Origin of the sequence: Thiomicrorhabdus immobilis (assembly GCF_021654855.1) — a bacterium.
GTDB classification, from domain to species: Bacteria; Pseudomonadota; Gammaproteobacteria; order Thiomicrospirales; family Thiomicrospiraceae; genus Thiomicrorhabdus; species Thiomicrorhabdus immobilis.
The window spans coordinates 1,707,288-1,732,949 of the sequence record NZ_AP024202.1 but is presented as its reverse complement, the minus strand read 5'-3'; the positions used below and the strand labels follow the sequence as shown (position 1 = coordinate 1,732,949).

23 protein-coding genes and 1 tRNA gene are annotated in these 25,662 nt (G+C 42.4%); 16 read left to right on the top strand and 8 right to left on the bottom strand.

Going from position 1 to position 25,662, the window contains the following annotated elements; translation table 11 throughout:
* Window positions 1-148: 148 nt before the first annotated feature.
* A tRNA-Pro gene (locus L6421_RS07895) sits at window positions 149-225 on the top strand.
* Window positions 226-290: 65 nt separating this feature from the next.
* Here the strand turns inward: L6421_RS07895 and L6421_RS07890 are convergent.
* From L6421_RS07890 to L6421_RS07880, 3 genes are all read right to left on the bottom strand, one after another.
* Window positions 291-437: a hypothetical protein gene (locus tag L6421_RS07890; protein ID WP_237261143.1), complete on the bottom strand. Its 147-nt coding sequence runs from the start codon at window positions 435-437 to the stop codon at window positions 291-293.
* 190 nt (window positions 438-627) lie between these two features.
* Window positions 628-3,135 carry an ABC transporter permease gene (locus L6421_RS07885; RefSeq protein WP_237261141.1) on the bottom strand — a complete coding sequence of 836 codons (2,508 nt, stop codon included), beginning with the start codon at window positions 3,133-3,135 and terminating at the stop codon, window positions 628-630.
* Window positions 3,132-3,848, bottom strand: a complete 717-nt coding sequence (locus L6421_RS07880; protein ID WP_237261139.1) for an ABC transporter ATP-binding protein — start codon at window positions 3,846-3,848, stop codon at window positions 3,132-3,134. The genes L6421_RS07885 and L6421_RS07880 overlap by 4 nt, the downstream gene beginning before the upstream one ends.
* 15 nt (window positions 3,849-3,863) lie before the next feature.
* On the opposite strand from L6421_RS07880, the gene L6421_RS07875 reads away from it, so the two are divergent.
* Window positions 3,864-4,505 carry an arylesterase gene (locus L6421_RS07875; RefSeq protein ID WP_237261137.1) on the top strand — a complete coding sequence of 214 codons (642 nt, stop codon included), beginning with the start codon at window positions 3,864-3,866 and terminating at the stop codon, window positions 4,503-4,505.
* Window positions 4,506-4,515: 10 nt separating this feature from the next.
* On the opposite strand, the gene L6421_RS07870 is transcribed toward L6421_RS07875, so the two are convergent.
* On the bottom strand, window positions 4,516-7,065 hold the full coding sequence (locus L6421_RS07870) for a methyl-accepting chemotaxis protein (protein ID WP_237261136.1): 2,550 nt from the start codon (window positions 7,063-7,065) through the stop codon (window positions 4,516-4,518).
* Between the two features lie 248 nt (window positions 7,066-7,313).
* On the opposite strand from L6421_RS07870, the gene L6421_RS07865 reads away from it, so the two are divergent.
* Window positions 7,314-8,147 (top strand): HDOD domain-containing protein, encoded by an 834-nt coding sequence (locus L6421_RS07865; RefSeq protein WP_237261135.1) that lies wholly within the window; start codon window positions 7,314-7,316, stop codon window positions 8,145-8,147.
* Between the two features lie 104 nt (window positions 8,148-8,251).
* Here L6421_RS07865 and lon read toward each other — a convergent pair whose 3' ends face one another.
* The gene (lon, locus tag L6421_RS07860) at window positions 8,252-10,981 is read right to left on the bottom strand and encodes an endopeptidase La (protein WP_237261134.1); all 2,730 of its coding nucleotides are present in this window, start codon (window positions 10,979-10,981) and stop codon (window positions 8,252-8,254) included.
* Between the two features lie 80 nt (window positions 10,982-11,061).
* Between lon and mog the strand changes: the two genes are divergently transcribed.
* From mog to L6421_RS07835, 5 genes are all read left to right on the top strand, one after another.
* The gene (mog, locus tag L6421_RS07855) at window positions 11,062-11,616 is read left to right on the top strand and encodes a molybdopterin adenylyltransferase (protein ID WP_237261132.1); all 555 of its coding nucleotides are present in this window, start codon (window positions 11,062-11,064) and stop codon (window positions 11,614-11,616) included.
* A gap of 21 nt (window positions 11,617-11,637) precedes the next feature.
* Entirely contained in the window at window positions 11,638-12,576 is a 939-nt protein-coding gene (gene prmB / locus L6421_RS07850; protein WP_237261130.1) for a 50S ribosomal protein L3 N(5)-glutamine methyltransferase, read from the top strand.
* A 147-nt stretch (window positions 12,577-12,723) separates the two neighbouring features.
* A complete protein-coding gene (locus L6421_RS07845) occupies window positions 12,724-13,683 on the top strand; it encodes a carbonic anhydrase (protein ID WP_237261128.1) in 960 nt (319 codons plus the stop codon).
* A 374-nt stretch (window positions 13,684-14,057) separates the two neighbouring features.
* Entirely contained in the window at window positions 14,058-14,636 is a 579-nt protein-coding gene (locus L6421_RS07840; RefSeq protein ID WP_237261126.1) for a cytochrome b, read from the top strand.
* Window positions 14,637-14,728: 92 nt separating this feature from the next.
* Entirely contained in the window at window positions 14,729-15,307 is a 579-nt protein-coding gene (locus L6421_RS07835) for a YceI family protein (protein WP_237261124.1), read from the top strand.
* 152 nt (window positions 15,308-15,459) lie between these two features.
* Here the strand turns inward: L6421_RS07835 and L6421_RS07830 are convergent, their stop codons facing one another.
* Window positions 15,460-15,984, bottom strand: coding sequence for a hypothetical protein (locus L6421_RS07830; protein WP_237261122.1), 525 nt, complete (start codon window positions 15,982-15,984; stop codon window positions 15,460-15,462).
* Window positions 15,985-16,235: 251 nt separating this feature from the next.
* Between L6421_RS07830 and L6421_RS07825 the strand changes: the two genes are divergently transcribed.
* Window positions 16,236-16,550 (top strand): hypothetical protein, encoded by a 315-nt coding sequence (locus L6421_RS07825; RefSeq protein WP_237261120.1) that lies wholly within the window; start codon window positions 16,236-16,238, stop codon window positions 16,548-16,550.
* A 32-nt stretch (window positions 16,551-16,582) separates the two neighbouring features.
* Here the strand turns inward: L6421_RS07825 and L6421_RS07820 are convergent, their stop codons facing one another.
* Window positions 16,583-17,011 (bottom strand): acyl-CoA thioesterase, encoded by a 429-nt coding sequence (locus L6421_RS07820; protein ID WP_237261118.1) that lies wholly within the window; start codon window positions 17,009-17,011, stop codon window positions 16,583-16,585.
* Between the two features lie 60 nt (window positions 17,012-17,071).
* On the opposite strand from L6421_RS07820, the gene aroC reads away from it, so the two are divergent.
* The 4 genes from aroC to ppnP all read left to right on the top strand — a co-directional run bounded on the left by aroC (window position 17,072) and on the right by ppnP (window position 20,648).
* On the top strand, window positions 17,072-18,172 hold the full coding sequence (aroC, locus tag L6421_RS07815) for a chorismate synthase (RefSeq protein WP_237261116.1): 1,101 nt from the start codon (window positions 17,072-17,074) through the stop codon (window positions 18,170-18,172).
* Between the two features lie 169 nt (window positions 18,173-18,341).
* Window positions 18,342-19,496, top strand: a complete 1,155-nt coding sequence (locus L6421_RS07810; protein WP_237261114.1) for an MFS transporter — start codon at window positions 18,342-18,344, stop codon at window positions 19,494-19,496.
* A 216-nt stretch (window positions 19,497-19,712) separates the two neighbouring features.
* Window positions 19,713-20,108, top strand: a complete 396-nt coding sequence (gene gloA / locus L6421_RS07805; RefSeq protein ID WP_237261113.1) for a lactoylglutathione lyase — start codon at window positions 19,713-19,715, stop codon at window positions 20,106-20,108.
* Window positions 20,109-20,330: 222 nt separating this feature from the next.
* The gene (gene ppnP / locus L6421_RS07800) at window positions 20,331-20,648 is read left to right on the top strand and encodes a pyrimidine/purine nucleoside phosphorylase (protein WP_237261111.1); all 318 of its coding nucleotides are present in this window, start codon (window positions 20,331-20,333) and stop codon (window positions 20,646-20,648) included.
* Window positions 20,649-20,845: 197 nt separating this feature from the next.
* Here the strand turns inward: ppnP and L6421_RS07795 are convergent, their stop codons facing one another.
* On the bottom strand, window positions 20,846-20,983 hold the full coding sequence (locus L6421_RS07795) for a hypothetical protein (RefSeq protein WP_237261109.1): 138 nt from the start codon (window positions 20,981-20,983) through the stop codon (window positions 20,846-20,848).
* A 113-nt stretch (window positions 20,984-21,096) separates the two neighbouring features.
* Between L6421_RS07795 and L6421_RS07790 the strand changes: the two genes are divergently transcribed.
* The 3 genes from L6421_RS07790 (at window position 21,097) to L6421_RS07780 (ending at window position 25,556) form a co-directional block, all read left to right on the top strand.
* Window positions 21,097-22,683 (top strand): SulP family inorganic anion transporter, encoded by a 1,587-nt coding sequence (locus tag L6421_RS07790; protein ID WP_237261107.1) that lies wholly within the window; start codon window positions 21,097-21,099, stop codon window positions 22,681-22,683.
* A 151-nt stretch (window positions 22,684-22,834) separates the two neighbouring features.
* On the top strand, window positions 22,835-24,592 hold the full coding sequence (locus L6421_RS07785) for a sensor domain-containing diguanylate cyclase (protein WP_237261105.1): 1,758 nt from the start codon (window positions 22,835-22,837) through the stop codon (window positions 24,590-24,592).
* 55 nt (window positions 24,593-24,647) lie between these two features.
* Window positions 24,648-25,556: a PilZ domain-containing protein gene (locus tag L6421_RS07780; protein ID WP_237261103.1), complete on the top strand. Its 909-nt coding sequence runs from the start codon at window positions 24,648-24,650 to the stop codon at window positions 25,554-25,556.
* Window positions 25,557-25,662 lie beyond the last annotated feature (106 nt).

Genomic DNA, 25,662 nt, shown 5'->3' with positions numbered 1-25,662 from the left:
ATGTATAATTTCGGCCTCAAATTGAGTTCAAGTTTAAAACTCACCAGGCCTGGTGAGTTTCAAATAACAAACCAGAATTTTATCTAGGCATATTCGTTAGAATGCTTGCCTGATAGTGTTGTGGTTTTTCAAATGTAAAACTATATATCGGAATGTAGCGCAGCTTGGTAGCGCACTTGTCTGGGGGACAAGTGGTCGCAGGTTCAAATCCTGTCATTCCGACCACTCTTTACTTTTCAGTCATACCATCATTAAAAATCAAATTCGCGATTTCTGCATAGCGATGACGGCTAATGACGACGTTTTTTCTGCTCGATCTCAAGCGCAATCATCTCTTTCATTAACGATGAAGCCAGCGCCTCATTATGTTGAATGTTGGCCTGAAGTAACTGTTTCCATGTCTTATGTAGACGTTTTTCTAATTTAGTGTTTTCCATAACTAAACTCCATTTATTGTTGAAGTTGGTTATATATTATTACTATTCGGTGTGTTTATCAAGTTTTCTTATGATTAAACATAAGGATAGCGATAAGTCTATAGGTGGTTTAAAGCATGATTGGTTCATACGATGATTGGGTTTTGCTACTAAATTCAAAAAACTGACAGGTATAACCAGTAGCTATTACTTAAATAGAATTTAAGTAGAGCTTAAGTTGCTGCGGGCTTTTTTGCAGGTAAGACCATTGCGTTATCAAACCAATCAGTAAGAACAAACTGCTACCGATCAATATGCTCATCAACCATAAGGAGGGGGTGAGGCTCGGATCGGTTTTTAGTAGGTAATGGCTTATCAATAAGCTGGCGATTTGTGCAAAGCTTGCCGCCAGTATGCCCGCTAAGCCACCTAAAAAAAGAAATTCGGTTAGGCCGATTTTGATGATTTCTTTATTTTGGGCACCCAAGGTCCTGAGTAACAGCCAGCTTTGAATCCTAGACTGTTGACTTGCTAAGGTGGCGGTAAACAATACTCCTATACTCGCTAATAAGGTGAACAGATAAAGAGCCGAAACGGCCCAGCTGGCTTGGGCCATGATCTCTTGAATCTGCAGCAATATCTTTTTGACATCTATCAGTAATACCCCAGGTGTCTGCAAGCTGAGTTGTCTACTCAGGTTCGCGGCACTGTTTGAATCTGCATTGGATTGTGCCTCTTTAAGATAAAAGTTGCTTAAATAGGAAATCGGTAGATTTATTGATGTAACAGGTTCAATGATGAAAAAGAAATTCAGTTGAAAACTTTGCCAGCTCACTTTGCGTATACTGCTGACCTGATAACGTAAGGCCTGTCCGGCGATATTGAAATCCAAGATATCCCCCAACTTGATATTGAACAGTTCTGCTATGCCTTGTTCAACTGAGACTTTGGGAAAACGTAAAGGTGCTGACGACGCTTCTGTTATTTGGTTGTGTTGCGGAATTTCTGAGATTACGGCAATATTGGCTTCCCGCTGCAATAGGCGACGTGCTTTTTCTTCGGTTTGTTGTTCTATGGTAATCGCTTGATTATTGATTTTGATTAAACGACCTCTAACGACAGGAACATTGGTTATGTTGTCGATGTTGCCGAGTATCTTATCAACAGCAGGTTTCTGGTCGGGCTGGATATTCATGACAAAGGTATTTGGCGTGTTTCCAGGCAAAGTGGCCTGCCAATTTTGTAGTAAATCCTGGCGGACAAAGGTCATTAAAATCAATACAAACAACACCATGCCCACCGAAACCATTTGTATTTTTACCAGGCCTGGCTCTTTTGTGAGATTGGATAAAGCGATTTTGAACCAACCTCGGCTATGGTTTTGCAATAAAAACAGCATCTTGAGTAATAAAACCGATGCCAGAAACAGCGTTAAGCTAATGATGACAATTCCGAGCAAAATCCATAGAAGTGAATCAATCTCGAGCATTAAGCTGATCAACACGAGTAAGAGGCTGAAACTGACAAACCAGTGGAGGTAACTAGTCTGCCTAGGAACCGATTTGAGTATCTGGAGGGGCGAGGTTTTAAGTGCTGTTTGAAATGCTTGCCAGGCGAATGTCCATAGTACCAATAGACCGCTGAAAAATCCGATTAGCATTGCAGAGAATGGGCTGGCAATGATTAAAGGTGTAAAGTAATCGCTCAGATAGGGGGTGATGAATAAGGTGATTAAATAGCCTAGAGCCACTCCGATTAAACTACTGAAGAGGGCAATCCAAGTAAGCTGTAAAGCGAATAAACGGGTCATTTTGGCGTTTCCGGCACCAAACGCTCTCATCAATGCCATACTGTTCTGCCAGCGTGTTAAGTAGAATCGGCTGGCAATCAAAATAGACATGCCTGCCACCAATACCGCAGATAAAGCCGATAGGTCTAAAAATAACCAAGCGGTGTCTAAGGAGTTCCCTAAATCCTCAGAAGGGGCTTGTGCTGAAATGAATTGCCAATGGCCCAGTTTGTTTTTTTCCACTAGCTGAGAAAACGCTTTGATTAGCTGGCTTTTACCTGCAACGCTGAGTTGGTAACTGACTCGGCTGCCAGGTCCAATTAGCTTTAGGGATTTGAGCTGGTGTATATCAATCCATATTTTGGGCGCAAAATTAGCCATCGGATTGATCAGTTGCGGGCTTTCAATGCTGCCCGCTAATTTGAATTTCTTATTGCCTAATGTGAGTTGACTGTCTGCTGTGAGTTTCATAAGTGAAACCAGTTTAGGCTCTACCCAAATGGTGTCAGAACCAAGATCAGAAAAGGGGAGGAGTTGATTAGGGTTATAGCTTCCTCTCAAGGGCTGAGAGCTGGAGATACCTTGAAGTTGCACCAGTTGAAATTGTTGTTCGGACGACTTTGGGTTTGCCGTTAAAGCCATGGTCACAATTGAGATTTCTTGCGAGGTTTTCAGGCCAAGCTGTTTCGCTTTTTGTTGCCATTGTGTATCAATTGGACGAGAACTTTGAATCACAAAATCGGCACCCATCGAGTCCGCCGCTTTACGTAGCATGCTTTGCTGGATAGTTTCCCCCAGTTGTTTGACCACCGTCACAGTGGCACTGGCGATAATGACGGCAATAATCAACCATAACCAGTCACCTTTTTTTAGGCTGCGGTAAAACCATTTACTGGCGGTTAAAGTTTCTTGGGCATACGTCTTAATCATCCATTGCCATCCATTTGTTCAATTAAATGCCCGTTGAGAAGTAGGTATTTTTTTTGACAGCGATTCGCAAAATCCGTGTCGTGGGTCACTAAAATCAACGTGGTGTTGCGCGTTTGGTTTAACTCCAAGAGCAGGGATTGAATCTGTTCGGCGGTTTCTTCATCCAAGTTGCCCGTAGGTTCATCGGCAAAAAGGATTTTGGGTTCGGTGACAAAGGCTCGGGCAATGGCTACCCGTTGTTGTTCCCCACCGGATAATTCCGCCGGACGGTGATTGGCACGATGGCTCAAACCAACTTGTTCAAGGGCTTTTAAAGCCTTGCTTTCGGCATGTTCGATTTGAAACAACTCCAGAGGCATCAAGACATTTTCCAGCGCCGTCATGCTTGGCATCAGTTGAAAGTTCTGGAAGATAAAACCGACCTGTTGTGCCCTGATAGAGGCACGTTGATCCTCGGAACATCGGTTTAAATTTTGACCGAGTAAATTCACTTGTCCGGAAGTCGCGCTTTCTAATCCCGCCATTAAAGAGAGTAGGGTAGATTTGCCTGAACCGGAGCGTCCAACAATGGCGATAACCTCATTCGACTGGACTCTTAAGTCACAGGCTTTTATGATATCAAGCACCTTATCGTCTGAAGGAATTTGATAATGCACATCATGCAATTCAATAATGTTTGCAGGGTCGGACTTAGGGCTGTTGGTTTGGCTCATGGTTTAGCAAGGCTCATGTTGTTTTTGGTTATCCTCAATCCTAGTCTAAGCTTTGCTCAACCGCAAGCAACAATCTATGAAGAAAAGCTGAATATTGCCGGGGATTCAGCTCCTATTAGCTTGTTGGTTATGGGGGACAGTTTAAGTGCGGCTTACGGGTTGGATGTGAATCAAGGGTGGGTTGCGCTCTTACAGCAAAAATTCCCGCAATTTTCGGTGCATAATGCAAGTATTAGTGGAGAGACGACTTCTGGCGGAAAGCAACGTCTAGTGCCTTTGTTAGAGAAGTATCAGCCCGCTGTTTTGGTCATCGAGCTTGGCGCAAATGACGCATTGAGAGGACAGGATTTAACAGTCAGCCAACAGAACATTCAACAGATGATAGATGCTTGTTTGCAATATAACCAGGCCTGTAAGGTTGTGTTGTTGGGTGTCAAATTACCCACCAATTATGGCCCCGCTTATGAGTTGATGTTTACGAAGATGTATCAGGATTTGGCGGATAAAAACCCGATATGGTTCGATCCGTTTTTTATAGAAACGGTGGCTCTGGACCCAGATTTAATGCAGTGGGATGGCTTGCACCCCAATGCAGACGCGCAACCGGCTATTTTGCAACGGGTAGCGCCGCTATTTGAACAGTTATTGGCAAAGTAATAAAGCGACTCTAAGCGACGATTTTCAAGGCTGTCGGTGTGACTGGCAAGACCTTAAAACTATCGACCGAATTTTCTAACTTTTGCATTTGTCGAATGATATTGATTGAGGTGGATGAGATTTCCTCAACCAATGCGGCATTTTGTTGAGTGGTGTCGTCTACCGCATTGAAATCTCGACTGATATCTTGAATCCCCGTGACTTGCTGTTCCAATTTTTGGTGCATGTCGGCAATTCTTTCTGAAACCTCTTCGACCGCTTTTTGGTTATGAGTGAAGGTGGCGGTGGTTTGTTGACTTAATTCCAGACCCACTTCGATTTTGCTTAAGCTACTTTCTGAAACCTCTCTGATCTGTTTTGCGGCATCGGCAGAACGACCAGCCAGATTTCTCACTTCACCTGCAACCACCGCAAAACCTCTTCCGGCCTCACCAGCTCGTGCCGCCTCGACAGCCGCGTTAAGCGCCAGTAGATTGGTTTGGAAGGCGATTCCATCGATGACTTTGGTGATATTGGCAATCTCTTTACTCGCCTCAGAAATTTCATTCATGGCTTGGTCCATGTGTGTAACCACTTGGTTTCCTTGCTGAATTTCCTTTTTAACGGCTTCACTTAATGCGCTGACATCTTTCGCTTGGAGTAACGATTCGGTAACCGTACTGGTCATGATTTCCATTTTTTGAATCGCGCTCTGCAGAGCAGCGGCTTGGATTTGGACACGTTCATTCAAATCTTGGTTTCCTGCACTAATCTCTTGGACGCCTCCCAAGGCATCATGGGTTGCTTGCTTAACTAAGAACAGCATCTGGCTCATATTGTTCGCGACCAAATCCATATTTTCTTTTAGCTCGTCCAAACGACCATCAAATTGAATCGGAGTTTGAAATGAGAAGTTTCCTTGTTGATAGTTATCCAAGATGGTATTCGCCGTTTCAATCACCGCTTCAAGTTTATCTGATGAGTTGTTTAAGTACTCCTTCAAACGATTGTATTCACCGGGTAACTCGGTTTCAATGCGGTGACTAAAGTCGCCCAAACTCATGTTTTCCATGACATTCACAATCGACGAAATAGATGCCTTTTGAATATCAATCGCCGTTTGAAGGTTGTTCATCACTTGATAGTAGTCGCCATTGAACTTGTTGAGTTCAATGTTGGTCTCTAACTTACCTTGGGCAAGTGCCTGGCTTGCCTGGTCGATTTCATGCAATGTTTCCTTAACTTGCAACATGCTGTTGTTGAAGTTGTCTTTCAATATGGCGAGTTCGCCTTGGTATTGGCCTTTGACACTGACCGATAAATTGCCTTGAACGAGTGCTTGGCTCACTTGATTGATTTCGCTGGTAACCGACACCACCGAATCCAATAAACTCTGGACACTATCGCCGATGTCATTAAATTCATTGTTACCTAAAGGGGATTGCCACTCTTTATAGTTACCGGTTTGCGCAATATTGATAATCTGTTTGCGCATATTGTTCAAAGGTCGTGTAATGGACGTGACCAAGAATAGATTGATCAATACCATGACCAATAGCGCAATTAAACTCTTATAAACCACTTCTTCAATCACCGCAGCACTTAACTGGTCAAGCTCTTCAATTAAATTTACGGTTCTGGTTTGGGTTTCATGTAATTTGTTTTGAACTAGTTGATTGGCGTTATATGAGAGCTCGCTGATAGTCACATTGTTTTGTGCGGTGGTTTTAAGGTAGTCAGCAAGGTCATTAAAAGATTCCTGGTAGCCATCTCGTGCTTCGCTGAGTTCTTCAAAAAGACTCTGGTTTTCAAGGTCTCCTTCCAACAATGACGCCAAAGATTCAAAAGTCTGTTTGGCGCCATCGCCCAGGCCTTTTTCATCAAATATCGTTTTATAGGTTAAATCATTGGTTGAAGTCATTTTAGAGATGCTGAATTGTGATTTTTGTAACTGTTTTTCAATTTCAGCAGCAAGAGTCAAGGCTTCTTCATCAACACCATCACTCTCTTTAATGGTTTGAATGACCTTTTGGATCGTGTTGGCGCTTGGCTCTATGCCGTACACGATAGTCTCTTGGATTTGGCGTTTAAGAAAGACCAGGGAGTTGGCTGATTTTTTGATCTTTCTGAGAATCTCAGCGATTTCAGCCACATCATCATTCACCTCTGTGGTAGATGTTTCAGGATTATCGTTAGCGGGGTTGATGATATGGTTGGCTTTTTTATCGTCTAGCGGTTGAGTGGTAATTTCTTCAGTGGGTTTTGCCGCTTGTTCGGTATCGTTCAAGGAGAGGTTGAGCTTCTTAAGCAATTCAATTTGAGCATTAAATTCTTCGCCGTGCTTTTTGTCCAAAGTAATGGCATAGTTATTCATGCTTACAAGCGTATTGGAAAACAGGCTTTGAAATTCCGAAATCTTAGCGGACTGGCCAGATTGAATGCTTTTTAAATCAGAACTGCTCGCATTGATTGAGAGCAAGGCGTTTCTTGAGGTGTTAACAATCAACATCAAGAACATGATTATAATTAACAGGTTAAACCATAGTCTTTGCTTTACTGAAAGTTTGTTTAAAAAAAGCATTCCGTCTTCCGTTGTGTATATTATGGATTGATATTTTTGGAATGGATTTTACGTAGTCGTTATTACAGCTAAATGAAGTTTGAAAAAGATTCTGTTCAACAAACTATCGATAACGGTAGAATACTCAGATAGTTTGCTTAGATATATTGTAAAACTCGAGCTGAATGTGACATTTTTATGATATTTACAGTGTCGGCTATTTAGCTCTGACAGTTTTTATTGAAAATTCATGGAAGAAATTCAACCTTATGCAACAAAAATTTCGTAATGCCATGCAAGCTATTCATGGCCAAAAAATCCCTGAGTTACCTGATGAGATTTTGCTCTTAGAAAAAGAGATTACCAGTAAGTTTGCCAGTATCGTTACTGTCGCAGAGATTATTGAAAAAAATGCAACCCTATCCGGTGAGGTCTTACGAATTGTAAACTCGCCGGTCGTTAAACTAAGGGAACCTGTTAAATCCATACGGGATGCTGTTAATGTTTTGGGTTTAGATAATATTTATAACTTAGTCGTTGCGGCAGCCGTGCAAAATTTATTTGGCGGCAAAGGGTTATTAAAAGACATTATGGACTACAGTGTCGATGTGGCTTTTTGTATGGCGGATATCTCCGAATGGGTCGCAGGGGTAAGCCGTGATGAGGCCTATATGCTCGGCCTGTTTCATAATATAGGTGCGATGATGTTGGCTTCTAAGGATGAGGCTCAATACGATACGTTATTCAGAAGTTCCATGTCCTTGCCTATTTCTGCACTCAAAAAAGAAGAAGCGGTTTATGGTTCGAATCATGCCATTATTGGCGTATTGATCGGGAAAAAATGGCATTTGTCTACAGAGATGCTTAACGCCATTATGCTACACCATAATGAAAAGTGTGAACGTATTCAAAATGAAAATGTCCGCGCGATGGTCGCAATGATTAAAGTCGCTTGCGGAATCGTTTCTGAAATCTCTTTAGGAGCCTACCGAGGTGGTGAAATGCGAGCTTATGAACATGACGGCATGCAAGAGTTGATGCTGGAAGAAGGAGTCGTCAAGGAGATACGTACCGCTTTGATGTCTTATACCTTTAAGGATTAATGCCCTTTATCTAAAAAGACGGTTGAACTCAAACAAAAAGCCAACTTACCAGGCCTGGTAAGTTGGCTTTTTGTTAGGTTAATCCAATTGATTGTGCCAAGCAATCAGTGTTGAGTACTGATCTCTTCTTCAGCGGCTTTTTGTGCCAGGTAGGTTTTTAAAGCTAACGACTTGCTTCTGACATTGAAAGTTAAACGCGCCACCTCATCAAAATGTTTAGCAAAGTGTACGGTCATACCCTCTTGAAGATAGCCGGGCAACTCCTGATAGTCTTTACGGTTATCTTCTGGAAGAATCAGTTCTTTAATGCCGATGCGTTTTGCGGCGATCACCTTTTCACGGATTCCGCCCACGGGTAACACCAGGCCTGTTAAGCTTAATTCCCCAGTCATGGCCAAAGGCGTTTTTATCGCTTCATCTCTTGCTAAAGAGAGTAGGGCGGTTGCCATGGTAACCCCGGCACTTGGGCCATCTTTAGGGGTTGCTCCATCTGGCACATGTAGATGCACAAACGCCTTGTCAAAAAATTCAGGGTCCGCTTTATATTTATCTAAGTTCGATGAAATAAAGCTGTAAGCGATTCCAGCGGATTCCTGCATGACATCACCCAGTTGTCCGGAAAGCTTGAATCCCCGATTTAACGTATGCACACGGCTCGCTTCGATGGTTAAGGTTGCACCACCCATCGATGTCCAGGCTAAACCGGTAACGGTTCCCACCTGTTGGTTGATTTTTTCAGGGGTGAAACGCGGTTGACCCAGCATCTCTTCAAGTTCGTTGACATGGATTTTGGTGCTTTTCAAATCCGTTGTCACAAACTTCAACGCCAGCTTACGAACCAGTTTAGCCAGTTGCTTTTTCAAGTTACGCACACCCGATTCACGCGCATAACCTTCGATTACATGGCGAATCGCCGCCGGCGTGATTTGCACTTGCTCTTTGCTTAGCCCCGCTTCTTCAAGTAGGGTTGGCCAGAGGTGATGTTTTGCAATTTGGAGTTTTTCTTCAGTGATATAACCTGACAGACGGATCACTTCCATTCGGTCGAGTAGAGGGCCAGGAATCGTATCTAAGGTATTGGCCGTACACACGAACAACGCTTTGGATAAGTCAAAACGGATATCCATAAAGTGGTCCATGAACTCATGGTTCTGCTCGGGGTCTAAAACCTCTAAAAGAGCTGACGCGGGGTCACCCTGGAAGGAAGCACCTATTTTATCGATTTCATCAAGCATAATGACCGGGTTAGCGGTTTCACAATCTTTCAATGCCTGTACAAACTTACCAGGCATGGCGCCGATATAGGTTCGTCTATGACCTTTAATCTCGGCCTCATCACGCATACCGCCTACTGAAAAACGATAGAACTTTCTTCCTAGGGATTCGGCAATCGAACGACCAATCGATGTTTTACCCACCCCTGGTGGCCCTACTAAACAGATAATCGAACCCGATACTTCACCCTTAAGCGCACCCACCGCCAAAAACTCCAAGATACGGTCTTTGACGTCTTCTAAACCGTCATGACCTTTATCGAGTACTTTTTTAGCGCGTTTTAGGTCAAGCAAGTCTTCACTATGTTTACCCCAAGGTAATTGGGTCAGCCAGTCTAACCAGTTGCGCGCCACATTGTATTCCGGCGATTGTGGATCCAGCATGTTTAATTTGTTTAGCTCTTCTTCAGCCTTTTTGGTGGCCTCTTCCGATAGCGTTAATTTCTCAATGCGCTCTCTAAAACGGTCGGTATCCAACGTTTGGTCATCTTTTATCATGCCCAACTCTTTTTGGATTTCATTGAGTTGTTGGCGTAAAAAGAAGTCACGTTGGTGTTCAGAAAGATTTTCTTCAACACGTTCGCGGATATTGAATTGTAATTTGGTGACCTCTATCTCTTGTTTAAAGAGGGTAAGCACCTTTTCCATGCGTTCAGAAAGGCTTAGGGTTTCTAAAACCTCTTGCAGTTTGTCGTTTTCAGCCGTGGTCAAGCTGGCGGCAAAATCGGCTAGTTGCGAAGGTTCGCTGGCACTATAACGGTTTAAGAAATACTTGAGCTCTTCACTGTATAGCGGATTGAGAGGCAACAGTTCTCTAAAGGCATTCATAATGGCCAAGCCGTAGGCTTTAAACTCTTGTTCAGAGCCATCAATAATGTCTTTAGGGTAATTGACTTGGGCGCGGTACGGCGCTTTTCCAGAAATCCAGTTTTCGATATCAAAACGTTTGACACCTTCGGCAATCAGTTGGATATAGTCTTCTTTGACCTTAGGGTCATGGATCTTAACCAGTGTCCCCATGCGACTGAAGTCACTTGGCAACGCTTTGTCATGGTTATCCGTATTTACAAAAATAATCCCAATATATTTGCACTTATTGGCTTTGATGGCTTCGTAGGTTTCACCCCAGTTCTCTTTGTTGAGCAGTACCGGAAGCTGCTGACCTGGAAAGAAAGGACGCTCTTTAACGGGCAGTAAAAAAATCTCTTTGGGAATGGTTAATTCCGGTTTAGCAAGTTGTCCAAAAATGCTGCCTGGATTATGCACAATGTGTTCGCCTTCAAGCACAGCATTAGCGGTTTGGATTAACTTTTTGGCTAAGGCTTCATTGACTTCGATTTTGATTTGATCCGTATCCACTGCTGCAGAACCATCCTCGGCATCTGTCTCATCCAATTCATCCTCAGAATCGTCATCACTGGCAAGGATAAAGTCCTCCGCATTCGCGTAGTCGGCAACCTGTAAATTTTCGGTTAACTCTTGTTCGGCTAGCTGGGCATCGGTTTTGTCATGCGCTTGATCAATTTCTGGTAGTTCGTTGTTATTGGTTTTATCAGTCATATTTTTATTGGCATCTGTCTAAAAGTGGGAAGAATACGGTATTATATGCGGACACAAATAGAGAGATTCAAGAGTAAAACATGCAAAATAGTGAAATTAAAATCGGTTTTGTAACCGTCTCCGATAGAGCGAGCCGGGGAGAGTATGAAGACTTGGGTGGTCCGGCCATGCAGGAGTGGATTGGCAAGGCGTTGACCAATGAATGGACGGCGGTTGCCAAGGTGATCGAAGACGAGCAAAGTCTGATTGAAGCCACCTTGATTGATATGGTGGATAACCAAGGATGTGGGTTGATTTTAACTACTGGAGGAACCGGGCCAGCCAAACGTGATGTGACTCCGGAAGCGACAGAAAACGTGTGCGATAAAATCTTAGATGGCTTTGCCGAGCAGATGCGTGCGGTTTCATTGAAGTATGTACCGACCGCCATCTTGTCACGACAAATTGCCGGTACTCGTGGTTCTTGTTTGATCATTAATTTGCCAGGTAAACCTTCGGCAATTGGTGAATGCCTAGAAGCGGTATTTCCCGCCGTGCCATATTGTATTGACTTGATTGAAGGTCCTTACCTTGAAACGGACGATAGCTTCATCAAAGGTTTCAGACCAAAACACGCTAAAAAGCCAACTGCATAAATTTTAAAAAGGCCTGTCAAAATGACAAATATCAATTACCAGTATGAAGGTTTAGAAAACGTTACCGATTTTATTCGTTGGGGAGGGAGCCTCTTCAAACAGGCGGAGCTGTTTTTTGGGCATGGCACCGATAATGCCTTTGATGAAGCTAAAGTACTGGTGTTTTTTGCACTACACCTGCCAGCAGAAGTGCCAGAATTATACTGGCAAGCTAAATTGACCCAGCCCGAAAAGCAAAGGGTGAGTGAACTTTTTCAAAGAAGAATCGAAACTCGTAAACCCGCCGCTTACTTGACGGGGGAGGCTTGGTTCGCTGGCTTGCGTTTCATTGTAAATGAACACACTTTGGTACCGCGTTCGCCGATTGCGGAATTGATTGAACAAAATTATGCCCCTTGGGTGGAAGCCGAGTCGGTGACCAATGTGCTCGATTTATGTACCGGGAGTGGTTGTATTGGGATTGCGTCTCTTAAGGCTTTTCCCAACGCAGAAGTGGATTTGGTCGATATTTCGCCAGAAGCCTTAGCGGTTGCACAGCAGAATATTGATCAGTATGGTCTAAACGAATTTGCGCATGCGATAGAGTCGGATTTGTACTCTAGCTTAGAAGGCAAAAAGTATGATCTGATTGTTTCTAACCCACCCTATGTGGACGAAATCGAAATGAACGCCTTGCCCGAAGAGTTCAAACAAGAGCCGAGTTTAGGTTTGGCCGCTGGGCATGATGGTTTGGATTTGGTTCGTAAAATTCTAGCCGAAGCGCCTAAGTACCTGAAAGAGGATGGGGTTTTGATTGTGGAAGTAGGGGTTTCTCAGTACTTTGTCGAGCAAACCTATCCTGAGTTGCCTCTGTATTGGTTTGAGTTTGAAAATGGCGGTGAAGGGGTTTTTGCGATTCAAAAATCGGAGCTTGAACTGTTTCAAGATATTTTGGATGCCCAGCTTTTGCCCGCGGAATAATCCTTTTTAGCGGTTCTTGAGCTCATTCTGTTTTTTAGTCAGCAGGCCTGGCAAAGTTATTGCTAGTGTTTTTTAATGTTGACTAACAAATTCATCTACTGAATTTACCGATTATATTACCTTTATGTTTACCCTATGGAGCCCTCGATGAGACAGCTAGCTTTAAAAACATTGCTGATAGCTTTGAGCCTAAGCGCCACCCAGGCAATCGCGCAAACCCCTAAACCTTCTAAATCCGATGAAGTGTTGGTGGATTTAGGTGCCGAACTTAAGGCCAAGGCCGAGGCGCAAGCTCCCGCTTCCGCAAATTCTCATGATACTCATGCGGCTCCGCAACCAAGCCCTGAGGCGGATAAAACTCATGCTGTCAATGAAAAGCATGCTGTGCATTGGGGTTACAGTGGTGAAGGCGGCCCTCGCCATTGGGGGGATTTGGCACCGGAGAACATCAGTTGTAAAATCGGTAAAAACCAGTCCCCCATTGATTTGCGCGATAAAGGTGGTGTGGGTACGACTGGGTTGCCACAGTTGGATATCCATTACCGTGATGTGCCTTTAAAGATGCTGAATAATGGGCATACTCTACAGGTGAATTACCCGTTAGGCAGTTACATCAAGGTAGGGGGGCACCGTTATGAGTTGCTGCAATTCCATTTCCACACTCCAAGTGAACATAAAAAAGAGGGCTTTAATTACCCGATGGAAGTTCACTTGGTGCATAAAGATGGGGATGGTAATCTTGCGGTGATGGGAGTCCTTTTCCAAGAAGGAGAAGAAAACCCGCAAATTGAAACTCTGTTGACCCATCTGCCAAAAGAGATCGGCAAACAAGAGATTCACCGAAATCTGAGTTTAAACCCAGTGATGTTTGTGCCGGGTAATACCGAGTTTTATAAATATAGTGGTTCTTTAACCACACCACCCTGTTCGGAAGGGGTGTATTGGATGGTGTTTAAACATCCTATTGAAGCTTCTGCTGAACAGATTGAAAAAATGAATGAAGTCATGGGGGAGAACGCTCGTCCAACTCAAGAAATCAATTCAAGAGCCGTTTTAAAATCTTGGTCGGAACAGATTCAAGAACCTCCTATGTACGAGTTTTATTAAGTTTCCATTAACTAAGTTCTATTAAGCTTTATTAAAATTTAAGCTCTAATAAAAACCCAATTAGAAATAAGTTAACAGGCCTGGTCGAATTGATTTCTACCAGGCCTGTTTGTTTTCTAAGGCGATTGTATTACCCCTTTTCTAACGGTTGCCGATTAGCCATTCCTCACTCCCATCAAACTTTTTGTAAATAAACTGTAATCGTATTTGTTCTGTTTTTGTTAACAGTGTTTTATTGTTTTGCCTCTTTATTGGAACAATTGCTGTCGCTAAGATAACTTCTAACTTAAGACGAAACACACACTTGCTGAAGTTCAGCAGTAAATCGATTGTTATAGAAGATTGTTAAATACGATTGTTATAGGGAGATGACGATGGAATCTAATACAACATCCATTCAAATGGGCAATAGCAGCCATTCATATGGATGGGTTTCTATTGTGTTGCATTGGTCAATGGCAATCTCAATTATCGCTTTGTTTGTTTTAGGGTTGTGGATGGTTGGCCTTGATTACTATTCAACCTGGTACCATCAAGCCCCTTTTGTTCATAAGTCTGTCGGTGTCATCGTGGTGTTGACTATGCTCGTTCGTTTACTTTGGAATACCAGCCAGCCTCGTCCACAAATTCAAGGTAGTGTTGCTATGGGGTTGATTGCGCATACGGCCCATTTGACCATGTACTTATTGGTTGTGCTGTTAGGCGTTAGCGGTTATTTGATCTCCACAGCAGAATCCCAGCCTATATCGGTATTTAACTGGTTTGAAATACCGGTGTTGTTTGAACCTTTTGATTACCAGGCAGATATAGCCGGAGATGTTCATGAAATTCTGGCATTCAGCTTAATCGGTCTGGTCGGTTTACACCTTGTAGCGGCCTTAAAACACCACTTATATGATGGCGATGACACTCTAAGGCGCATGTTAAAGCCTATTAAAAATGAAACTAACTAACCATTAAGTAAGACGTTTATTACCTATTGAATCAACAGCAATATAAGTCACAAAAATCATCAATATTAAACAAGCAATTTAGGAGAAATATCATGACGAAATTAAAAGTATTGTTTCTAGCAACGAGCCTGATCGGCGCACCGACTGTGGCGGTTTCTGCCCCTGTCGATTATGCAATCGATACTCAAGGCATGCATGCTTCAATTAATTTTAAGATTCAGCATTTGGGCTATAGTTGGATTGTCGGGCGTTTTAATCATTTTTCGGGTGATTATCAATATGACAATGAAAATATAGCGAACAGTAAAATTCAGGTGAAAATCAAAACCGATAGTGTGAATACCAACCATGCTGAACGTGATAAACATCTACGTTCCGCCGATTTTTTGAATGTGAATAAGTATCCTGAATCGAGCTTTGTGAGTACGGCATTTAGTGGTTCGGATAAGACGATTGAAATTAAAGGGAACTTCACTTTAAATGGTGTTACCAAACCGATTGTAATCCAAGCTCATAAAGTGGGTGAGGGTAAAGATCCTTGGGGTGGTTATCGTTCCGGTTTTAACGGTAACACCGAAATCAAACTTGCGGACTACAATATTTCCAAAGATTTGGGGCCGGCATCGGCTACGGTTTTATTAGAATTGAATATTGAAGGGGTCAAAAAGTGATTTTAGTAAAATAAGCTTAATAAAATACGTTTAAGAAAGAACCCTACAGCCATCATCTTGTAGGGTTAAATCGTAACGATACCAAATCCAAGCAACCTGAGCGGTCAACGTTGCTTGGATTCACTTTTTATCAATCTGCCCAAGATTGAACATTAACGGTAATTGCGCTCGCGATTATTGTCTTTCTCTCTTCTGTTGTCACTCTTATCACCTTTTTGTTTGTTGTCGTGGTAGCGAGAATGATGGTTTTTAGAATCTCGTTCACCTACTTTTATAGGCTTGCTAGGGTTGGTGTTATTCGCAACAATAGGTGGGTTTTTTTTAACAATCCTAATGACTTTTTCCGTTTTGCCCCGTTTTTGTTCATACTGCACAGGTTGATATGGATTTTTAGGCTTGTTGATTTTATGTTTGTAGTGTTCGGTAGGATAATCTTTTTTAGGGTTATGAGAATCGTAGCGGGTATAAACATTAATGCTCTTATAGCTACCATGAGTACTGAAAGAGGGATAGGCTGAGTAAGTAGAGTGGGGTTTATAACCGGTATGATAGTAATTAACCGGTTGATGCTTGACTACATGGACGGTTCTCACCGGGGAATGGGTAACACAACCGGTTAAGGTTATGCCTAAAGTTAGTGTCGTTAAGCTAGCAAATACGCTGATAAGTCGTTTCATGGTACTCTCCAATACACTTCGCTAATTTTGTAATTGTTATTGGCCAATGATGTTTTTGAACATTTATCTTTCTGAAGTGTTGCCTAAACTTTAGCACCCTTCAAATTTCAATGTTTTATGCAACTATTGAAGCATTGTGAAAAGAGTTTGTTGAAGTCTGTTTAAAGCATTAAGGACGGATTGTTGTGAATTCATATCTTGGCAGATGGATAACAATTATCTAGGATAATAAAAAACATTAAGGAAAAATCGTGCAAAAGAAAAGTAGTTTATTGCTTGTGTCAGCATGGGTGGTGGCGTTAATCGGTTTTATTTTAGGCTTAGCTTTTGAGCCCCATTGGTTTGCCCGTTTTGGTAGTTTGGTGGTGCTGTTATCGTTGATGACCGAATATATTTTGTTACATGCAGAGTTAAATCGATTATATGCAGGCCTGGCCAAAGTGGATAGCGATACCGATATTCCCGATTTGTCACCCTCAAAATGGCATAAAAAAAAGGTTTGGGTAGCGCATTTTACCGTGGTATTGGGTACTTTTATTTGGGGATTTGGTGACCTGGTGTTTTGACTGAGGTTATCAATGAGTTAGCGGGATGAACCTCAATGATAAGGGTCGATAAATTCTTTAGGAATCTTTTTAGGTTGGTGGGTTTTTAAATCAATACAGACATAGGTGGCGGTAGCGGTAAAGACCGTTTTTTGGTCTTGTTCACGAATAATCTGAAAACCGCGTTTTCTCAAACAACACCCGGTTTGTTCGCCAATCCAAGTGGCAATCAGTAAGCGATCCCCCAAATAACAGCTGGCTTTGTACTGCATGCAGTTTTCATACACTGCCATAATCCGGTTCAAATCACGCTGTTGCTGTTGAGTGATGCCAACGGCTTGAGCATGCGCCCAAGCCACTTGCTCCATCCACGCTAAATAACTTTTGTTATTTACATGTCCCAAGAAATCCAACTCCTCTTGGGTGACCACATGTTTGTAAATAAATGGGCTTTGTGTTGTGTTCCAGTTCAATGAATTCATTACTTTTAACTGATTTTTCGATAGAATACCCCGATTATAACGAATATTGAGAACGGGTTTATGTCTGGTAATACTTTAGGTCAAAATTTTAGAGTCACCACCTTTGGCGAGAGTCACGGTTTAGCGTTGGGTTGTATCGTTGACGGATGTCCTCCTGGTATGGAACTCTGCGAAGCCGATATTCAAGCTGAGCTTGACCGCAGAAAACCTGGCACATCTAAACACGCTACCGCACGTCGTGAAGATGATGAGGTGCAAATCTTGTCCGGTGTCTTTGAAGGCAAAACCACCGGTACTCCAATCGGCATGATTATCCATAATAAAGACCAACGTTCTAAAGATTATTCTAAGGTAGCGGAAACCTTCCGTCCTGCTCATGCCGATTACACTTATACCCAGAAGTATGGTTTTCGTGATTACCGCGGTGGCGGGCGTTCTTCAGCTCGTGAAACCGCAATGCGTGTCGCTGCCGGAGCAATAGCCAAAAAGTATCTGAAAGAGCGTTTAGGGGTTGAAGTCAAAGGCTATCTCTCACAACTAGGGCCGATTAAAGTAGAAAACGTCACCTGGCCGTTTGACAACAGTAATGAATACTTTTGTCCCAATCCGGAGAAGAGTGAAGAGATTCGCCAGTATATGGACAATCTCTTGAAACAGAAGGATTCGGTCGGCGCAAAAATCTCCATTGTCGCCAAGAATGTACCGGTTGGTTTGGGTGAGCCGATTTTTGACCGTTTGGATGCCGATTTAGCGCATGCGTTAATGAGCATCAATGCGGTAAAAGGGGTTGAAATCGGTGATGGTTTTGCGGTTGCCGGTCAGTTAGGTACCGAACACCGTGATGAAATGGCTCCTGAAGGGTTCTTATCGAATCATGCAGGTGGGATTTTAGGCGGTATCTCAACCGGCCAGGATATTGTGGCACACATCGCTTTGAAACCGACCTCAAGCATTATGACACCAGGTAAAAGCATCAATGCCAATGGCGAAGCGGTGGAAATGGTGACTAAAGGTCGTCATGATCCATGTGTCGGGATTCGTGCCACACCGATTGCCGAAGCGCAAATAGCGATTGTTTTATTAGACCACTTCATGCGTAACCGAGCGCAAAATGGCGATGTGGTTCCGCCTATTATGGATTTGGCTCACGCCGGAGAGTAACGCTAGAAGCTGAAAATGTGTTTTACTCAAAGCGGAGTATGTGGATGAACTGCATGCTCCGTTTTTGTTTGTATTCAAATAGTGAAATCATCCAGGCCTGGTTGTTTTATATTGGCAGAAATTTCCCTTTTTTAAAATCTTGGTCAATAAGGTCATCGTTAACGCATTTATGAAAGACTGTTCCTATCAAACCGCTTATAAACGACTTTCACTGCATTATTTTCTGTATTTTGCGGTATTAGGCACCACCATCCCGTATATGGGGTTGTATCTACAGTCGTTGAGTTTTTCGGCGATAGAAATCGGCCAGTTACTTGGCATTATGATGTTTACCAAAGTGATTGCGCCGAATATTTGGGGGTGGTTGGCAGATAAAAGCGGGCGTTCCATTTTTTGGGTACGTTTGGCTACCGCTATGGCGGCACTCGCCGCTATGGGCTTGCTGTTTTTTGAAAGCTATTGGGCGGTGTTTTTAACTCTGCTGATTTTCAGCTTTTTCTGGCATTCATCACTACCGCAATTCGAATCTTATACTTTCAAGTGCCTGGGGGACGATAAACACCGTTATGGCCAAATTCGTTTGTGGGGCTCAATTGGCTTTATTGTCGCAGTGGTGGCGATTGGTTGGCAGATAGAGCTTTTTTCCGTGGCTTGGCTACCAGTGGATCTACTGTTTATTTTATTGGTGGTCTGGGGCAGCAGTTTTCTGGTTAAAGATGGTAAACGTATCCACGAAGAAGGTATCGGTCACGATTTTATAACGATTTTAAAACGGCCAGAAGTGGCGAGTTTATTGATAGTGAGTTTTCTGGTTCAGCTTTCACACGGCGTTTACTATGCTTTTTACACCATTCAGTTATCCGCATTAGGTTATGACAAAACCACCATTTCTCTATTATGGGCACTGGGTGTATTGGCTGAAATCGGCGTGTTTTTTTGGATGAGTCAATTGTTCAGAAACTACACGGTACGTTTTTTAATTTTATTGAGCATTGTTCTGACCGTTTTGCGCTGGTTGTTGATCGGTTCTTTGGCGGATTCAGTGTTTTGGATGTTATTTGCACAGCTCTTACATGCCGCCAGTTTTGGTTTATTTCATGCGTCAGCCATCTATTTGATTGATAGCTATTTCAAAGGCAAAAACCACGGTAAGGGCCAAGCGATTTTTGCGGCATCCAGTCATGGTTTGGGCGGCGCTTTAGGCATGCTGTTGGCCGGTTACAGTTGGACAGCGGGCGGAGCGTCGCTCGCATACGGTTTAAGTGCGATTATGGTTTTGGTGGCTTTTTTTATCGCATTGAAATGGATAAAAGAGCCGTTGTAAACTAAACGTCTTGATTGTAATGATGAACCTCGAAGTCACAAAGACATAAAGGTGATATAAACCGACTATGAACGGTGTTTTGTAATCTTGGATGTTCTTATCGGTCTGTCATTGCACAAATCTTTTTTATTTTTTAGCTTCGTGTCTTTGTGGCTTCGTGGTTAAATTTGAATAATGCTAAATCAAAAACGAAAAAAATAATTAATTGGAGTCATTATGCGTTTACTGCACACCATGTTACGAGTGGGTAACTTAGAAAAATCAATCGCTTTTTATACTGAAGTGCTAGGCATGAAGTTGTTGCGCCAAAAAGAGTATCCACAAGGTGAGTTTACCTTAGCCTTTTTAGGTTATGGCAATGAAGACGAGAACACCGTTTTAGAACTTACCTATAACTGGGGGGTGGAGAGTTATGACTTAGGTAATGCCTATGGACATATTGCCATTGAGGTGGCGGATGTCTATAAAGCGGCTGAAATGGTGAAAGCTGGGGGCGGTAAAATTATCCGTGAAGCGGGGCCAATGAATGCCGGAACCACGATTATCGCTTTTGCGGAAGATCCTGATGGCTATCAAATTGAATTCATAGGTGAAAATCACGTTCGTAAATAGCATCAACCGAGTGTAAAATACCACGAAATTTCTAAAGAGAGCTTTATACGAAAGCATAAACGGCTAAAATCGCTTGAAGTTTCACTGTTTGGGGTTAAAAATCATGCCATTCGTTTGTTGTTAACGGTGTGTTTTGCTTCAAACGGTGAGAGTTTAAGCTAATTTTTCTCGAATCTGACTCCAGTAAAGGTTTCGTAACCACGATTTAATTAAGGAACAATCATGTCTAAATTTGAAAACGTAACAGTCTTAAAAGAAGCGTCAGTTTATTTTGATGGCAAGGTGACTAGCCGTACCGTTATCTTCCCTGATGGAAGCAAAAAAACATTGGGTATTATGATGCCGGGTGAGTATGAGTTCGGTACCGATATGGCTGAAAATATGGAAATGCAATCAGGTGATGTCGAAGTATTGTTACCTGGTGAAACCGAGTGGAAAGCAATTCCGAACGGAAGCAGTTTTGATGTTCCTGCCAACTCAAAGTTTGGTATTAAGGTACACGCCATTGCGGATTACTGCTGTTCATATATTCCAGCTTAATTTTTTAGTTGAGAATCTGTTTTTGGTCGTGAGGATCGATTTCTCATTGAGCTAAATACAAATTAACCCCGAGTAACCAGGCCTGGTTACTCGGGGTTTTTTGTTTTTTACAGCATGGCGTTATGGGCTGGATAATACAAATTTAATACAACAGCTTTATTTGTCTTAAAACCGTTTTCTGCTTGATTATAGTGCCGTTATTGTTCGGTTTGTTCAGTACGTTGTTGATCACGTTTTTTCTTTTGATATTTAAAAAGAAAGTGCAGTCCGAAGTGAATCAGAATTAATAAAATAAAAAATCCCATGGCGATTTCGCCAATATGGTTGATCCACATAGTGATTTCCAGTGTATTTAAATGAAAGGGTTTAACAAACTAAGGTGTTGAATATCCGACAATTGTACTGTGTTTTTGTTAGAATTTGCACAATTTCAAGTTTAGGAGTTTCCATGAGCCATACCAAACCAGAGCAGCCATTTCATTGGCGAACCTATAAAAACGATACCTTATCGGGGATTACCGTTGCTTTAGCTTTAGTTCCAGAAGCGGTCGCCTTTGCTTTTGTTGCTGGTGTTCATCCTTTGGTCGGACTTTATGCGGCCATTATCGTGGGTATGATTACCGCGGTATTCGGTGGTCGTCCAGGCATGATTACCGCCGCTGCGGGTTCCTTGGCGGTAGTGATGATGCATTTGGTTATGGAACATGGCGCATCCTTCTTATTCCTTGCCGTTATTATGATGGGGGTGTTTCAAATCTTTATCGGGGTGATGAAGTGGGGGCGCTTTATACGGATGGTACCAAGCCCGGTCATGCTCGGTTTTGTAAACGGTTTGGCGTTGATTATTTTAGTGGCGCAATTCACCCAGTTTAAAGATTCTTCCGGTAACTGGTTAAGCGGTGACAGCCTGAATATCATGCTTATGATTATCGCCGCGACGTTGGCGATTATCTATCTATTGCCTAAAATCACTAAAGCGGTTCCCTCTGCTTTAGCGGCAATCGTATTGGTTTCTTTGGCGGTCATTTTCTTTGATATCAATGCCATTACTGTGGGTGATAAAGCTTCTGTTTCCGGAACTTTAGAGTCTTTGGTTTATGGTGATGGCGTGGCCGGCGGTTTCCAAGGGTTAAGCTGGTTTACCACCTTGCCAGAAGGTTTTTGGTCTTTATCAACCTTGTGGATCGTTCTACCTTATGCGGTGATTTTGACGATCATAGGCTCTGTAGAATCGTTATTAACCATGACCTTAATCGATGATATTACCGAAACGCGTGGTAAAGCCAATAAAGAGTGTATCGCTTTAGGTGCAGCCAACTGTACCGCGGGTACTTTTGGTACTATGGGCGGTTGCGCTTTGATTGGTCAGTCGATGATCAATGTCAACTCAGGGGGGACTGGACGCTGGTCGGGAATTACCGCGGCTTTAGGCCTGTTGGTGATTGTTTTGATCGCCTCTTCGTGGATTGAGATGGTGCCAATCGGGGCTTTAGTCGGTTTGATGTTTTTCGTGGTCATCGCGACCTTTAATTGGTCAAGTTGGAACATCATGCGCGGCATGACTAAAGCGGATGCATTTGTCATGGTTTTAGTGACTGTGCTAACGGTCATGTTCGACCTTGCCATTGCGGTTATTGCGGGGATTATCGTTTCGGCCTTAGTGTTTGCATGGGAACACGCTCAACGTATTATCTTGCAAGAATCGACCGAGGAAATTAATGGTAAATTGACTAAGACATACAAGGTGCAAGGGCCTTTATTCTTTGCATCGGCGAAAAATTTTATTGATAGTTTCGACCCTAAAAATGACCCGGATTGTGTACATATCGATTTCATGCATTCTCGTGTTTATGACCACACGGGAATTGAAGCGATTAATAATTTAACCAAAAAATACTTAGCGGCAGGCAAGAAACTGACCTTGCAACACTTGAGTCCGGAATGTCAGGTGTTACTTGAAGATGCTAGAGACTTAATCGAGGTAAATGTTTCGGAAGATCCACATTACCATGTATCGACAAGTGGTAAATCTTAAGCCTCTTAAGCTGTTTTGGGTGTATATTTAGATTTATTTCCCCAAAACATAAGAATGTTTTGGGTTTTGATGAATTAGTCGGCAACACAAAGTGCTGTTGTGGTGGGTTTTGTTGCCATGGTTGTTATAAGAAATTAGTGGACATTGATGAGTGAAAAATAGAAAGAACCTCATTCAAATCTTAGCGTTAGGCCCAGTGATATTCATACCGGTTGTGGTATTTATCATTGCTTCCTTTATCGTGAGCGCTGAAAAAGTTTCTTATGAACATTCAGTGGCACAAATCAGCCAAGATTATCTAGAGAACGAAAAAGCTCGAATTCGTTCTAAAGTAAATAATATGGTTAATTTGGTGGCATATCGTCAGTCGATTATCGATCAAAAATTACATGAACGTATCCAGCGTAGAGTGGACGATGCGCAAAGAATCGCCATCGCACTTTATAATCATTATTCAAAAACCATGACCGAAGCTGAATTGAAGGAGTTGATTGTCGAGACATTGCGTCCGTTGGTTTGGAATGGCGGAGAGAGTTTTATATGGATTCTTGATTTTGATGGTAAGTTTCAACTGGCTCCAAACTATCTTCGCCATTTAGAAGGGCAGTCAATCATCGATTTTGAAGATGCGACCGGCAGAAAGGTTATCCGTGAAGAGATTGCTATCACCCAAAGCCATGGACAGGGTTTTTTATGGGATACCTTCACAAAGCCCAATGAACCTATAGATAAACAGTTCAAGCAACTGGCTTTTGTTAAAAAATTCGGAATTTTCGACTGGTATCTGGGTTCGGGTGAGTATTTAGATACCGCTAAAAAAATCACCAATAGCCACTTACTCGAAACGATTAATCAAGTCAGTCAAGGCGAAACCGATTACTTTTTCGTGATAGATACTCACGGTAATTTGCTGCTCAATTATGCAAGACCGGATATTGTCGGTAAAAACATGTCGAAAACGACGGATAAAAACTTGTATGGACTCTATCGTTCTATTGTTAAAGCCAGTCGTGACGGTTCTGACGAATTTCTCTCTTATAAATGGATCAACCCGAATACAGGTAAGCCTGATACTAAGTTAACCTATGTTCAAAATGTGCCGGGTAGTGATTGGATTATTGGTAGTGGTTTCTACCCCAATTCCTTGGTGAGTAGTTACAATGTTCAAGAACAACGATTAACCAATCAGCATAATCAAAAAATGAGGCATATCCATGCCTTGACTTGGTTGGGGATGTTGGCTTCTTTTCTGATTTCCGCAATTGTATCGATTATTTTCTATCGTGTTTTCTTACAATATCAAAAGGAAATTATTCAGACAAACGATGAGTTGAAAGACCTTAATATCGAACTCGAAAATAAGCTTCTCGAACAAACTTATATCATCGAAAAGGCGAATACAGAACTTGAAAACTTTGCGACTCTGGATGGCCTCACATCTGTCGCCAACCGCTTCTCTGTAATGAACTGCCTCAAACATGAGATTGAGCGTGCTAATCGTTTCAAGCAAGGGTTTGCGGTAATTGTTTTTGATATCGATTTCTTTAAAAAGATAAACGAGCAGTATGGACATGAAGTGGGTGATAACATTCTTCAAGTTGTTGCCGGTTTAATTGCTAAAGAGGTTCGTAGTGTGGATACCTTTGGCAGGTTGGGTGGCGAGGAGTTCCTTATCATGATGCCAAATAGCTCTCTAGACGCGGCGTACACTTATGCTGAACGATTAAGAGTATTGATTGAAGAATCTCGGTTTGAGCAGGACATCAATATTACAATCAGTTTAGGTGTGGCCTCTTATTCGTTTGGTGAAAAGCTTTCGGAGTTAATGCACGCTGCAGATATTGCGCTGAATGAGGCTAAAGATTCTGGACGAAATAATACGAAGATTTCACACAGAAGTGTAAGTTAAACTCAGTGCTGAAGTTATAGGGTTTTATTGGTGGTGTCGAAAAGGAGAGGTTCCGGTGGGTGCTGAAAAAAGAACTTTTTTTCGTTTTGACGTGAGCCTGTCCTATTACTTGGAACCGATGAACGACCAAGGTTGCTGCTTACAAGCCGAACGGTCAGAGCTGCTATCAAACCAAGAATTCCAGGCTATTGAAGATGAAAAGCAACAACTTGACAGTTTGTTTCAAGACAGTAAGCACATTCAAAACGGCGGTGTACAGCTGTTTGATGAACTAAACCAAAAACTTGATTTTATGGTGTGGCTTCTAGAGCTCATCTTGCAAGGTTCGGGGATTCATTCTTTAGAAGAGTTTCAGGCCAGAAAAGCACTGAATCAAAAAATCACCCCACCGATGGCCAAGGGCTCATCAAAAATTTTACCGTTACTTCAAGGCTTCTTTTCCAGGGTCGATGACTATATCGCTGAATTGATCGATGTGATTGAACATGGCATTCATGGCAAAATCTTTTTGTACCACAAACCGGTCTTGAAACCCTTTAAAATCGAGAGTTATGTCAAAGGGTTGACTGAACTCGCCCAAAAGGGCAATTGGTTGGCTCGGGTTATTACCCTGCTTGTTAGTCGGTTAAATCATTATGAAAAGCTTCTGGCCAACTTAAAAAAAGCCTATAGAAAGCTATCCGACTATGAAGCATGGCCTATTGAAAAAGTGAACCTGGGTGCGGGTGGTTTTGCGGTCTACACAACAAAAAGTTATGCCAATGCAGAGAAAGTCTGTGCTTTGTTCAAGATGGATGATGGTTTTGTATTTGGTGAAGCAAGCTGTGTCTATCAGTCAAATACACTCAACGCCGAACAGCAAATGCGTACAGCTTTTCAGTTTGATGAAATTAGCCCAGAAGATTGTGCGCATATCGTAAGGTTTTTAATGGCTAAAGAGCTCGAATTTCATGCTAAAACTTAACTTCGTTATGGGTAGCGAAGTGTTGCTCGTCTGATTTGATTCAATGTCTAGATGGAACCTCGACTGATTTTTTTGCCTGTTGTTGATCGGCTTAGAAGGCTCAGTC